This window comes from Skermanella mucosa (assembly GCF_016765655.2).
Taxonomy (GTDB): Bacteria; Pseudomonadota; Alphaproteobacteria; order Azospirillales; family Azospirillaceae; genus Skermanella; species Skermanella mucosa.
Genome location: NZ_CP086106.1, coordinates 1,568,451 through 1,581,810 on the forward strand (window position 1 = coordinate 1,568,451; position 13,360 = coordinate 1,581,810).

At 68.6% G+C, this 13,360-nt stretch carries 10 protein-coding genes; 8 read left to right on the forward strand and 2 right to left on the reverse strand.

The features are described 5' to 3' along the window. The first annotated feature begins 18 nt into the window (after positions 1 to 18). Positions 19 to 2,250 (forward strand): SF1B family DNA helicase RecD2, encoded by a 2,232-nt coding sequence (gene recD2, locus JL100_RS07180; protein ID WP_202680172.1) that lies wholly within the window; start codon positions 19 to 21, stop codon positions 2,248 to 2,250. A 47-nt stretch (positions 2,251 to 2,297) separates the two neighbouring features. Further along, positions 2,298 to 3,347: a HEAT repeat domain-containing protein gene (locus JL100_RS07185; protein WP_202680041.1), complete on the forward strand. Its 1,050-nt coding sequence runs from the start codon at positions 2,298 to 2,300 to the stop codon at positions 3,345 to 3,347. A 316-nt stretch (positions 3,348 to 3,663) separates the two neighbouring features. Here the strand turns inward: JL100_RS07185 and JL100_RS07190 are convergent, their stop codons facing one another. Continuing rightward, positions 3,664 to 4,521, reverse strand: coding sequence for a cell wall hydrolase (locus tag JL100_RS07190; protein ID WP_202680042.1), 858 nt, complete (start codon positions 4,519 to 4,521; stop codon positions 3,664 to 3,666). A 724-nt stretch (positions 4,522 to 5,245) separates the two neighbouring features. On the opposite strand from JL100_RS07190, the gene JL100_RS07195 reads away from it, so the two are divergent. From JL100_RS07195 to JL100_RS07205, 3 genes are all read left to right on the forward strand, one after another. Then, entirely contained in the window at positions 5,246 to 5,926 is a 681-nt protein-coding gene (locus JL100_RS07195) for a LuxR C-terminal-related transcriptional regulator (RefSeq protein ID WP_202680043.1), read from the forward strand. Positions 5,927 to 6,178: 252 nt separating this feature from the next. Next, positions 6,179 to 8,626 (forward strand): mechanosensitive ion channel domain-containing protein, encoded by a 2,448-nt coding sequence (locus tag JL100_RS07200; RefSeq protein WP_202680044.1) that lies wholly within the window; start codon positions 6,179 to 6,181, stop codon positions 8,624 to 8,626. 106 nt (positions 8,627 to 8,732) lie between these two features. Further along, positions 8,733 to 9,029, forward strand: coding sequence for a hypothetical protein (locus tag JL100_RS07205; protein ID WP_202680045.1), 297 nt, complete (start codon positions 8,733 to 8,735; stop codon positions 9,027 to 9,029). A gap of 18 nt (positions 9,030 to 9,047) precedes the next feature. Here JL100_RS07205 and JL100_RS07210 read toward each other — a convergent pair whose 3' ends face one another. Then, entirely contained in the window at positions 9,048 to 10,100 is a 1,053-nt protein-coding gene (locus tag JL100_RS07210; protein ID WP_202680046.1) for a tartrate dehydrogenase, read from the reverse strand. Positions 10,101 to 10,249: 149 nt separating this feature from the next. Here JL100_RS07210 and JL100_RS07215 point away from each other — a divergent pair, with 149 nt between their 5' ends. The 3 genes from JL100_RS07215 (at position 10,250) to nadA (ending at position 13,356) form a co-directional block, all read left to right on the forward strand. Continuing rightward, positions 10,250 to 11,272, forward strand: coding sequence for an NUDIX hydrolase (locus JL100_RS07215; RefSeq protein ID WP_202680047.1), 1,023 nt, complete (start codon positions 10,250 to 10,252; stop codon positions 11,270 to 11,272). A gap of 142 nt (positions 11,273 to 11,414) precedes the next feature. Further along, the gene (locus JL100_RS07220; RefSeq protein ID WP_202680048.1) at positions 11,415 to 12,179 is read left to right on the forward strand and encodes a hypothetical protein; all 765 of its coding nucleotides are present in this window, start codon (positions 11,415 to 11,417) and stop codon (positions 12,177 to 12,179) included. A 169-nt stretch (positions 12,180 to 12,348) separates the two neighbouring features. After that, a complete protein-coding gene (gene nadA / locus JL100_RS07225) occupies positions 12,349 to 13,356 on the forward strand; it encodes a quinolinate synthase NadA (RefSeq protein ID WP_202680049.1) in 1,008 nt (335 codons plus the stop codon). Positions 13,357 to 13,360: the final 4 nt, after the last annotated feature.

Consider the following 13,360-nt stretch of genomic DNA (forward strand, 5'->3'; position numbering starts at 1 on the left):
GAGGAACCAGCGGTGGCAATGACAGCGGTCCAGCACAGGGTGGAAACCCAGACCCGGCCGGCATCGCCCGCGCCGGACCGGGAGGTTCTCGCCGGTCTGGTCGAGCGGGTGACCTTCCACAATGCGGAGAACGGTTTCTGCGTTCTCCGCATCAAGGCGCGCGGCCATCGCGACCTGATCACCGTCGTGGGCCATGCCGCCGCGATCTCGGCGGGCGAGTTCGTCCAGGCCAGCGGCGCCTGGCATAACGACCGCACCCACGGCCTCCAGTTCAAGGCCGGGTTCCTGCGCACGACCATGCCGACGACGGTGGAGGGGATCGAGAAGTATCTCGGCTCCGGCATGATCCGCGGCATCGGCCCGGTCTATGCGAAGAAGCTGGTCCGGGCGTTCGGTGCCGACGTGTTCGACGTGATCGAGCAGCAGGCCGACCGCCTGCGCGAGGTGGCCGGGATCGGCCCGGTCCGGGCCAAGCGGATCATCGCCGGCTGGGCCGACCAGAAGGTGATCCGCGAGATCATGCTGTTCCTTCACTCCCACGGGGTCGGCACCTCGCGCTCGGTCCGCATCTTCAAGACCTACGGGCCTGACGCGATCCAGCTCATCTCCGAAAATCCCTACCGCCTCGCCCGCGACATCCGGGGCATCGGGTTCGTCACCGCCGACGCCATCGCCGCCCGCCTCGGCATCGAGAAGACCGCCATGGTCCGGGCCCGCGCCGGCATCGCCTATGCCCTGGCCGAGGCCATGGACGAGGGGCATTGCGGCATGCCGCGCGACGATCTGCTGAAGCTGGCCGAAAAGCTCCTGGAGATCCCGTCCCCCCTGATCGAGGAGGCCATCGACCTGGAACTGGCCGATGGGACCGTCGCGGCGGACCGGCTCGACGGGCGCGAGGCCGTGTTCCTGTCCGGCCTCTACCGGTCCGAACACAACATCGCCGCGCGCCTGCTCGGCCTTGCCGCGGGGCGCCCGCCTTGGGGCGCCATCGACGTGGCCACCGCGATCCCCTGGGTCGAGCAGCGCACCGGCCTGACCCTGGCGGAGAGCCAGCGCGCCGCTGTCCGGCTCGCGGTGTCGTCCAAGCTCCTGGTGGTCACCGGCGGCCCCGGGGTCGGCAAGACCACGCTGGTCAATTCGATCCTGAGGATCCTGTCGGTCAAGGGCCTGTCCATCGCGCTCGCCGCCCCTACGGGCCGGGCGGCCAAGCGCCTGTCGGAAAGCACCGGGATGGAGGCCAAGACGATCCATCGGCTGCTGGAGACCGACCCCGCCGCCGGCGGCTTCAAGCGCACCGAGACAAATCCGCTGGAGTGCGAGTTGCTGGTGGTGGACGAGACCTCCATGGTCGACGTGCCCCTGATGAATGCCCTGTTGCGCGCCGTGCCCGACCGTGCCGCCGTCCTGCTGGTCGGCGACGTCGACCAGCTTCCCTCCGTAGGACCCGGGCAGGTGCTGGCCGACGTGATCGATTCGGGCGCGGTGCCGGTGGTCCGGCTGACCGAGGTGTTCCGGCAGGCCGCCGAGAGCCGGATCATCGTCAACGCCCACCGGGTCAACCAGGGCCTGATGCCGGAGCCTCCCGCCGGCGAGGGCCTGACCGACTTCTATTTCGTGGATGCCGCCGATCCCGAAGACGGCGTGCGCAAGCTGATCCATATGGTCAAAGACCGCATCCCCCGCCGCTTCGGCCTCGACCCCGTGCGCGACATCCAGGTGCTGTGCCCGATGAACCGGGGCGGGCTGGGCGCCCGGTCGCTCAACATCGAGCTTCAGAAGGTGCTCAACCCCCCGCGCGACCCCCGCGTCGAGCGGTTCGGCTGGACCTTCTGCGAGGGCGACAAGGTGATGCAGATCGAGAACGACTACGACAAGGAGGTCTATAACGGCGACCTCGGCGTGGTCTCCCGCATCGATCCCGACGACAATTCCCTGCTGATCGAGTTCGACGGCCGCGAGGTCGCCTACGACGCCGGCGAGCTCGACCAGGTGGTGCTGGCCTATGCCACCACGATCCACAAGTCCCAGGGATCGGAATACCCGGCCGTGATCCTGCCGGTCACCACCCAGCACTACGCCATGCTCCAGCGCAACCTGGTCTATACCGGCATCACGCGCGGCAAGCGCCTCGTGGTGATCGTCGGCCAGCGCAAAGCGATGGCGATCGCCGTCAAGGGTCAGCAGACCCGCCGCCGCTGGTCGAAGCTGCGCGACTGGCTGGGCGGCGCCGCGCCGCCGGACGCGCCGTAGGGCGTCATTGACAATGCGGCCCGGGACTGCTTCCTATCGCGGAGGCTGTGAAACGAATTTCCAAACCCAGGGTCGGCCGGTTGAAGAAGCGCGTCGATACCGGCCAGGGCGACCTTTTCGCGCAAGGGCAGGGAACTCCGGTTTCCGCCGATCCGCCGCCCGTGACGGCGGCGGAAACGCCGCCCCTTCGCCCCATAGGCGATTGGCCCACCGACCATCTGCTCGACGCGCTGAACCTTCATCTCCACGCCGAGCCGCCCGAGCACCCGTCCCTCGTCGCCACCATCGAGGAGTTGGCGAGGCGCCGCGAATCCGAGGCGGTCCGCCATCTGATCACGACCTGCCGCCGCTTCGCCGCCTTCGACCAGCAGCAGCCGGCCCCGGAGGTCGTGGCCGCCCTGAACGCCCTGGCCCATATCGGCCCGCCCTCGGCCGCCATCCCGCTGATCGACCTGATCCGCCGAGGCCTGTTCGGGCCGGCTTCGACCGCCGCGGCGCTCGACTGCTTCGGCACGCTCCGCTGCCGTCCCGCCGCCGACCTGATCCGGCCTAACCTGCTGCATTCCGACCCCCGCGTCCGCCAGTCGGCCTGCGGCCTCGCCGCCGCCCTGGACCGCCGCGACGACGCGTCGGCCCTCACGCCCCTGCTGAACGACCCCGACAGGGGCGTTGCCAAGGCGGCCCGGCTGGCGCTCGGCGAACTGGGCCACGCCCCGGCGCGCGAACCGCTCGAGGAACTGCTGGACCGCGCCACGCCGATCGACATCCCGCGCGTCGCCCGCGCGCTGGTCGCCGTCGCCGACGACGACACGCCGGTCAAGCTGGCCCGTGCCGCCGATCGCTGCGATGAGGAAGGCCGCTGCGCCATCGTCGCGGCCTTGGGCGCCATGGAGCAGCCCGGCGCGGTCACGCAGCTTATCCGCCTGTCCCGGGACACCCGCCCGGCGGTCCGCCTCGCCGTGATCGAGGCGCTGGCGAGTCATGAGGACAAGCGCATCCCCGCCGCCCTGGGGACCCTGGCGCACGACGCCGACACCGCCGTCCGAGACGCGGCCGAAGCGGCGCTGCGATCCTTCGACGCATCGCCGGATTGGTAAAACAAAAAAGGCGGTTTGGAGTTTCCAGGTAAAACCGGTCGAAAAGACCGCCGGGCCACCAGGACCCGGCGAGTCGAACAGGGAGGCTTCACGTCATGAGGACGTTGCGTCAAGAATGATCCCGGCCACCGGCGGGGACTACAGTGACTGCCGAGACGGGGCATTCACATTTACAGCATAAACCCTGTTCACCGATGGGCAAGAATACTTTGGATCAGTGCCCGAACGCACATGATCTTTACCCGCTCATGTCCAAGGTTTCATGGTCCGGCAGGGTGAGACACACCGGTCCGCGAGCTTCCATCGGCACTTCCCGTCAGGAAACCCGGACGCGGCGGGCGCCCGACCGGATGCGGCGGTCCGCGGCGGTGCCGGCGACATGGCTCCAGCTCCAGGGCTGGGGCTTGGGATGACGATTGCCCTGCCGGTAAGGCGTCCGGGCATCGGTTCGTTCCGAGTCGAGCACCAGCGCCGTCTCGACCTTGACGGTGGGCAGCGGGTACGGCGTACCGCAACGGCCGTCGGAGGGGCCGTCGGAGGGGCCGTCGGAGGTACCGGTCCCGATCGCCCGGAATGCTTCCGCAGCCAGCGCGACGCGCTCTGAGCCGCCGCTTTTCCGATCCTCCCCGGCCGTGATCAGGGTCGGGCGGGGCGCGTTCCGGCGGGGAGTGGCGGCCGGCGCCGTACTCCTGCCGCGCCGTTCCAAGAAGAACACGTGGCCGTCGATCCGGTGGCTGACCGACATCGACGCGGTCCAGACCGGCATGCGCCGCAGGCGCTTGGGTGCGACATAATGTGTCGCACCGCGGCTATGGTCGGGTGCCAATCCGACCAGCGACAGCACCGCGACCTCCGCCGCGCGCTGCCATGCGGTCCGGTCGCCGATCACGGTCGGCCGCGACATGGGGCGGGAGATGGTCCAGGAAAACTGCTTGCTCTGGTAGACCACGCCGCAGATCCCGTCCGGCCAACGCTTCTCCCGCACCCGGTTCAGGGTCACGGCGGCCACGGCGTACTGGCCGCGCGAGCTTTCGCCGCGGGCTTCGAAATAGATGTTCCGGGCCAGGCACAGGGCGTCGTTGCGGTCGATCTCCGCCGCCGGCGGGTGCCACGAGGCGATCGCCGAGATCATCTGGATCACGGTGAGCAGGGGGGTCCACTCGGGTATCGGCATCGCTTCGCCTCCGGCTTGGTTGACCGTCGGGACGACGCACGGCCCGTCGCGCGTTCCTGGGCAACCGGGTCGTCAACCGTGTCCAGAACAACGGTACGTGCGGCCTTGTTCCCCCATCACAAGGGGTGCGGCGAGTCGCGGATCGAGCAGCGGAGCCGCCCGATCCAGCGGATTCCTTTGATACGCCGGACAGTTCAAGCTATCCTAAATTTTCCATAAGTCACAGCGTGTCACAACTTCCACACCCTGGAGGTCACGATGAAAACCGACAAAAATCGCAACCGGGATGGGCTTTCGCCAGTCTATTTGATGGCTGGTACGGTTACCGCGATTTTGGTGTTCATGCTGCTGTCGGTTGGCATGGGCTGAATCGGAGCCTTCCGAAGCCCCGCCGTATCCATCTGGAAGGCACCCGTTCGAGACGACCGCATGCCGTGGCCGCCAGGCCTTTCGGCTAGCCCAGTGCTGCCTTCGTGTTAGTTCCGGCCCAAGTCATAGGCTCGGAGGATTAGGCACTGCGGAACGGTTCTATCCGATAAATCGGTTAAAAAGCCGTTAAACAAATGTTGACCGCAACAAAGGCTGCAAGCATTATGCGCTCAAGAGAGGTAGGAACCCCTCGGAGTGAGCGGATCTGAATGCCTCCAAAGGCCGTCTTCGGAACTTTCTTGTGGCAGACGGCAGGCCGACGACAAACCAATGCGCTGAATTGAGGGAATTCGAGATGACCGAACACGACACCATCCTGATCGAACCGAACCGTTTGTTCCGCGAGGGCATCAAGCATCTCCTGGCAGGTAGCCCCTTTCGTCTCGTGAGCGAGTACGCCTCGATCGAGCAGGCCGTGGCCGGTGAAGCTCCCGCGGCCAAGCTGGTGATCGTCGACTATCCCGTCGATGCCGACGAGACCCTGTCCGACCTGCGCGCCGGTTTCCCCGACACGCGCATCGTCGTCCTGGCGTCCGAGCTGTCCGCCGACCGCCTCAAGGCCGCCATGGGCGCCGGGGCCGACGGCTACCTGCTCAAGGACGTGTCGCCGGAGGCGCTGATCCAGTCGCTCCAGCTCGTCCTGATCGGCGAGAAGGTGTTCCCGACCAACCTCGCCAGCCTGCTGCTGAACCAGATGGCGCCGCAGGCGCCGCAGGGCTCCTGGCGTGGGCTGTCCGGCCGCGAGCGGGAAATCCTCCAGCACCTGGTGATGGGCGCCAGCAACAAGCTGATCGCCAACAAGCTCGGCATCACGGAAGCGACCGTGAAGGTCCACCTGAAGACGCTGCTGCGGAAGATCGACGTCAACAACCGCACCCAGGCCGCGATCTGGGCCATGAACAACGGCATCACGCCGGACCAGTCGATGTCCGGCGACGCCCCCGCCACGCGCCGCCTGCAGGCCGTTCCGGCCTGACCGGACCCACCCTCGGTTCGGCTTCGGTCGTCTCGCTTCCCGGCCGGCCCGGCCCCGATCGCCTCGGGTCCAGGCCGGCGGGAGCCGTCTTCTTCTCGTCACCATAAAATCCCTGCCGTTCCCCGGGAGGCATGGTAAATCTGCGGGCCCGGCTTGACCGGTTCTTCCGCCATAGGTTTATCGGTACAGATGCGCCAATCGCTTCCCGCGTGGTTCCGCCGCCCGCAGCATCTTCTGCGGACGGCCTTGGTCATGCTCCTTTTGTTCCTGTCGCCGCTCTCCGCGGCGGCTCAGGCCCCGTCTCCCGATTTCAGGACCGCCCTGGCCGGCTGGCAGGCGTCGCTCGACAAGACGGCGGCGCGGCTGGCGCGCGGCAATCTCGACGAGGCCGAATACCAGGCCTTGCGCAACGACCTGTCGGCGCTGTTCGACGCGGCGCGGGGGGCGGCATCGGCCGCCGCCGCCGAGCAGGAGGTCAACCGGCAGCTCGCCGACGCCCTGGGCGCCCCGCCGGCCGAAGGGGCCCCGCCCGAGGCGCCGGCCGTCGCCGCCGACCGCCAGCGGCTCTCCAAGATCATCGCGGAGCTGGACGGACGCACCCGGCAGGCCGAGCTGATCGCCACCCGCGCCGACATCCTGATGCGGACGGCGACCGACAAGCGGATGCAGCAGTTCACCGACGCGCTGTTCCGGCGCGGCCCCCTTCCCCTGGAGCGGGGGACCTGGAGCAGCCTGCCGGCCCAGGCCGACTATCTGCGCGACCGCGTGATGCAGGCGGCCGCGGTCACCGCCGCCGATCCGGCCTGGCGCGACCGGGGCTTCGAGCTGGCCGCCGCCTTCCTGGTGGCGCTGGGAATCGCCTGGCCGCTTCGGCGCTGGCTGCTCCGGCGTTTCGGGCACCGGCCCGTGGCGGTCCATCCCGGCTACCGGCAAAGGGTCGTCGCGATGGCGGTGGAGGCCGTCGGACGCTGCCTGATGACGGTCCTGCCGACCGTGGCGGTGGCGGTGGCGCTCCATCACATCATCGGGAGCGACGACGTCCGGACCCTGCCGTTGCAGGCGCTGATCAGCGCCGCGGCCGGCGGGCTGGCGTTCTTCCTGTTCTTTTCCGGGCTGGCGCGGGCGATCCTGGCGCCGGATCACGCCGTCTGGCAGCTGACCGGGCTGGAGCCCGCCTCCGCCCGGGCGCTGGTCCGCCGCATCACCCTGTTCGCTGGCGGCCTCGCGGTGGCCGGCGGGGCGGTGGTGCTTCAGAACCGCATGCTGTCCCCGCCGGAACTCCAGGCGGTCACCGGCTTCGCCGCCATGCTGCTGGCGACGGCGGCGCTCATGTTCCTGCTGCCCGGCCGGCTGTGGCGGACCATGCCGCCGGTGCAGGAGCCGGCCCGGCAGCCGCTGGCCGACGCGCCGGCGGAGGCGGAGACGGCCGTCGCCGGGGGCTCCTGGGTGCATCTCCGCTTCCTGGGCGGAGCCGTCGCCCTGGCGGCGCTCGGTGCCTCGGCGGCCGGCTACCATAACCTGTCCGTCTATATCGGCATGCTGTCGCTCGCCGCGGTGGCGGTCGGCGGACTGCTCCTGCTGGTGCGCGGCGTGGCGCGCGAACTGCTGACCATGGTGATGGAGCGGGAGCAGGGACCGGTCGCGGAACTGCGCCGTCTCCTGGTCCGGTCCGAGCGGGGCGTCCAGGCGGCGGACTGGTGCGGCAGGGTCGCGATCGACCTGGGCCTGATCATGCTGGCGGCGGCCATCCTGCTGCCGCTCAGCGGCATCGACTGGTCGGAGCTGCGCAACATCTTCGACACATTCATGCGGGGGGTCACGATCGGCGGGGTCCGGCTGGCGCCGGCCGACATCATCGCCGCCATCCTGCTGTTCAGCGCCGCGGTCATGGTCACCCGCTACGTCCAGCGGACGCTGGATGTCCGCGTGCTCCAGCGGCTCCAGATCGACCGGGGCGTTCAGAACTCGATCAAGACCGGCATCGGCTATTTCGGCTTCATGGTGGCCCTGCTGGTCGCGATCGGGGCGCTCGGGCTAGACCTGTCCAACCTGGCGCTGATCGCGGGCGCGCTCTCGGTCGGCATCGGCTTCGGCCTGCAGAACGTCGTCAGCAACTTCGTCTCAGGCTTGATCCTGCTGGTCGAGCGGCCGATCAAGGTCGGCGACTGGGTCGTGGTCGGCGACAAGGAGGGCGTGGTCAAGCGCATCAGCGTGCGCGCGACCGAGATCCAGACCTTCCAGCGTGCCTCTGTGATCATCCCCAACTCCGAGCTGGTGTCGTCGGCGGTGGTCAACTGGACCTTCAAGGACAAGTTCGGCCGGATCGACATCAGGGTCGGGGTCGAGTACGGGTCGGACCTCAAGCTGGTCCGGGAGACCCTGCTGGCCTGCGCCAACGCCCATCCCCGGGTGGCCCGGATGCCCGGCCCCATGGTGGTGTTCCGCGACTTCGGCCAAAGCTCCCTGGATTTTGAGCTGCGCTGCTTCATCCCGGACGTGGATTTCTTCCTGTCCACCGCCAGCGACCTGCGGTTCGCCATCGCCGAGGCGTTCGAGCGCAACGGCATCGCGATCCCGTTCAACCAGCAGGTCATGCATATCCCCCAGCTCGACGGGCTGCGCGACCTGATCGAAAGCCGGGCCGCTCCGACTGCACCCTCGGCGGCGCCACCCGCGCCGCGGCTGGAGACCATTACGTAGAGTTCATGTGCAGGAAAGGGCGGCGCAAGGTCGATTGCCCCAGTTTGGCCATATCGGAGTCACCATATATCCGGTGACAATAGCCAAGAAAGAGGATCCGCCCGCCATGTACGCTTCCGAGCACTTCTTCCGCCAAGCCCCGGGACGACCGGCCGTACCCGGCTGGCTCAGGGGCCTGATGGTGCCGTTGCTCATCCTCGTGGCGTTGCCGCTGACCCTGCTGGTCATGGCCGTCGTCCTGTCGCTGGCGGCGGTACGGACGTTGCTGCGGCTCGTCCTGCCGCGGCAGGCCCGGCGGCCTGCGGCGCGGCGTCACGGCCCCGGAGCCGGGGCCGTGGGCCGGCCGGAGATCCTGACCGACGTGGACTACGTCGTCCTCGACGACACCGCCCCGCGCCGCTGATCCCCGGCGGCGCCTGCCTCAGAGCGCGTCCGCGACCGCCTGGCCCAGTCCGGCGGTCGTGGCCTTGCCGCCCATGTCGGGCGTCAGCAGGTCGGGCTGGACCAGGACCTTCTCGATCGCCCTGACGATCGCCTGGCCGGCGTCGGCGTGGCCCAGATGGTCCAGCATCATGGCGCCCGACCAGATCTGCCCGATCGGATTGGCGATGCCCTTGCCCGCGATGTCGGGGGCGGAGCCGTGGACCGGCTCGAACATCGACGGGAAGTCCCGCTCCGGATTGATGTTGGCCGACGGCGCGATGCCGATGGTGCCGGTGACCGCCGGCCCCAGGTCGGACAGGATGTCACCGAACAGGTTGCTGCCGACCACCACGTCGAACCGCGACGGGTTGCGGACGAAATGGGCGGTCAGGATGTCGATGTGGTACTGGTCGGTGCGAACGTCGGGATAGGCCTCGCCCATCGCCTTGAAGCGCTCGTCCCAGAACGGCATGGTGTGGATGATGCCGTTGGACTTGGTAGCCGAGGTCAGGTGCTTCTCCGGCCGGGAGCGGGCCAGCTCGAAGGCGTAGCGCAGCACGCGGTCGGTGCCGCGCCGGGTGAAGACGTTCTCCTGGACCGCCATCTCGGCGTCGGTGCCGGCATAGAGGCGCCCGCCGATCTCGGAATATTCACCCTCGTTGTTCTCCCGGACGATCCAGAAATCGATCTCCGGACGGCCGGCGAGCGGGCAGGGGACTCCGTCGAACAGCCGCACCGGGCGCAGATTGACATATTGCTGGAAGTTGCGCCGGATCGGGATCAGCAATTCCCAAAGCGAGACATGGTCCGGCACGGTCGGCCAGCCGACGGCGCCCAGGTAGATCGCGTCATGGTTCCTGATCCGCTCCAGCCCGTCGGCCGGCATCATGCCGCCGGCGCTGTGGTAGCGGTCGCAGCTCCAGTCCAGGTGTTCCCACTCGAACTCGATCCCGAACCGGGCGGCCACCGCGTCGAGCACCCGGATGCCTTCCGGCATCACCTCCTTGCCGATACCGTCGCCGGGGATCACGGCAATCCTGTATTTCGCCATATCGCTTGTTCCTTTGTTCTTCTGGCGACGCATATGAAACCCTCGCAACCGGTCCGGTAAAGGCGGAATTCCCCTGGGCGCTTGTAAATCCTTCGCTGCACTGCCACACACGGGGCTTGTATCGTGACGAATATCGGGATTGTTCGGGGATGAATGCCACCGTGGTCGGGCTGACGGCCGTCGTGGTCGCCGTGACCGGCGAGACGCCGCGCGTCCTGGTCGTGCGGCCGCCGCCGCCCGCCGCGGCGGAAGGCGTGCCGGCGCCCCACCGCGACGCGCTGCCGTTCGGCCCGTTCGAGCCCGAGCACCACCGCACGCTGGAAGGCGGCCTGCGCAGCCGGGTCGAACGGCAGACCGGACTGCCGCTCCGCTATGTCGAGCAGCTCTACACCTTCGGCGACCGCTACCGCGACCATGGCGAATTGACCGGCGGCCCGCGGGTGGTGTCGGTCGGATACCTGGCCTTGGTCAGGGAGGCGCCGCTGTCGGGCGCCGGCGAGGCGGAGTGGCGCGACTGGTACGATTTCCTCCCCTGGGAGGATTGGCGCGGCGGCCGGCCGCCGCTGGTCGACCGGGTCATCCGCCCGGCGCTTCGGCGCTGGATCGATGCGGCCGCCGACGACGCCGAGTCCGGCCGCCGGGCCGAACGGGTCGGCCTGAGCTTCGGCCCGGAGGAGGAGGACGCGGGCTGGGACTTCGAGCGGTCCCTGGAACGCTACGAGCTCCTCTACGAGGCGGGACTGCTGGTCGAGGCGCAGCGCGACCGCGACGCGATCCGCGCCGCCGGGCTGGACGACCCCGTCGCGGGGCGCGGCGCGGAGACGCCCAGGGCACTGGGCAAGCCGATGGCGGCCGACAGCCGGCGCATCCTGGCATCCGCCCTCGGCCGGTTGCGCGGCAAGCTGAAGTACCGGCCGCTGGTGTTCGAGCTGCTGCCGCCGACCTTCACGCTGTTCCGGCTCCAGCAGGTGGTCGAGGCGCTGTCGGGCGTGGGGCTGCACAAGCAGAACTTCCGCCGCCTGGTGATCGCGGGCGGCCTCGTCGAGCCCACGGGGCAGGTGGAGAGCCGCACCGGCGGCAGGCCGGCCGAGCTCTTCCGCTTCCGGCGCGACGTCCTGCGCGAGCGCGCCTCGCCGGGCGTAGGCGTGCCGGCCGTCCGGGTGGCGGACTGACGCACCGCTGCGTTCCGCATGCCAGTGTGGCGCCTTGGCGCATAGCGCCGCGGAACAATTTCGGGTAAGTTTTGTTGCGATGCAGCATAAGCCGCAAGTGGCTTGACCGCAGATGGCTTGACCGTAGCACGCAGGGCCGCCCATGCCACCGTCCCCCATCCTTCCCGACCTCGACCGTCCGTTCCCGCTCTACCGCGTCTTCATCGTCGGCGTGTTCCTCCTGGTGCTCCTGATCGTCGCCACGATCGGCTCCCTGGCGCCTGCCGGCGAAGTCTCGGACCATGGCCGCCTTGCCGGGGTGCTTGATCCCGACCTGCGGGGAAAGCTGGAACGGTATGCCGAAAGCATGTCGGCCCCGCGGCCCGTGATCGAGGTGGAGACCCCGGACGGCCGCTACAGGACGGACAGTTGCGCCGGGTTCGTGGCCTTCTCCAGCCGTGACGGGCGCGGCAAGGCCCTGATGGAGCATCCGCTCGCCTCCGCCTACGAGGACTGCACCGTGATGCGGATCCTTCACAATGCCCGCCAGCCGGAAGAGCATGTGGCGCCGCTGGGCGGCCTCGGCCATGCCGTGTTCAGCCGCCTGGACCCCGCGACCCTCCAGGAGATGGCGCCGGCCTGGGCCGGCAGGGCGGCCAGGCTGGCCGGCATCGCCGCCGACCGGGCCGAGGTGGACGGTCGTCGGATCGAACTGGCCCGCGGCAAAAGTGCCTGGACGATGGAGATCGTCGCGTCGGTCGATGTCGCCGGTCCGCCGGTGGAGGATCTGGTGGTCCGGATCAGCCGGGATGGCAAGACCGCCGGCTTCATGGTGCTGATGACCCGCAACGACGGCAGCCTCACCGCCCTGCCGCTGGACGTCTTCGTGGTCGGCGGCGGTCTTGCGATGGCCCAGGCCGTCCCCTGAACCTGGGCTCCACATTGGCCTGACGCCCCGGCGACCGCTTCCGCGGTCGCCTCCGGTTTTGGCGCCCTTTATACTCATTGAGAGTATTATTAAATATGCTCATTGAGATTATAAATAGGATGTGCTCATCTGGAGCAGAAAAGTCATCCTGGAGAACTGGAGCCACGCCATGACCGCAGCCGCCGAACTCGCCTACACGCCCGACGTCGCCGAGGCCACCGCGCCGATCTTCGAGCGCATGAGCCGTGTCGTCCCCGCGGTCGAGTGGCCGTTCCACGCGCCGCTGGTCCATGCCATCAACAATCTTAAGCGGGAGCGCAACGCCGTCGTCCTGGCGCACAATTACCAGACGCCGGAGATCTTCCACGGCGTGGCCGACATCGTCGGCGACAGCCTCGCGCTGGCCCGGCAAGCGGTCTCGACCGATGCCGACGTCATCGTCATGGCAGGCGTTCATTTCATGGCGGAGACGGCGAAGCTGCTGAATCCGGGCAAGCTGGTCCTGATGCCGGACATGTCGGCCGGATGCTCGCTGGCCGACAGCATCACCGGCGCCGATATCCGCCTGCTGAAGCAGAAATACCCCGGCGTGCCGGTCGTGACCTACGTCAACACCTCGGCCGAGGTGAAGGCGGAATCCGACATCTGCTGCACCTCCGGCAACGCCGTGCAGGTGGTCGAGAGCCTGGGCGTCGACCGCGTGCTGTTCCTGCCGGACGAGTATCTCGCGAAGTATGTCGCCACCCAGACGAAGGTCGAGATCATCGCCTGGAAGGGCCATTGCGAGGTCCACGAGCGCTTCACGGGCGACCAGCTCCGCGAGTACCGGCAGCGGTTCGGCGGGCTGACCATCATCGCCCATCCGGAATGCCCACCCGACGTGCTGGAAGCCGCCGACTTCGTCGGCTCCACCGCGCACATGATCGATTATGTCGGGAAGCATCGCCCGGCCCGGGTCCTGATGGTCACGGAATGCTCCATGAGCGACAACGTCGCGGCCGGCCTGCCCGACGTGGAGTTCATCCGCCCCTGCAACCTGTGCCCGCACATGAAGCGCATCACCCTGTCGAACATCCTGGAAAGCCTCACTTCGCTGGAGCCGCGGGTCGAGATCGATCCGGCCGTCGCAGACCGTGCGCGCCTCGCGGTCGAGCGCATGCTCGCCGTCGGCCGGTGAGGGG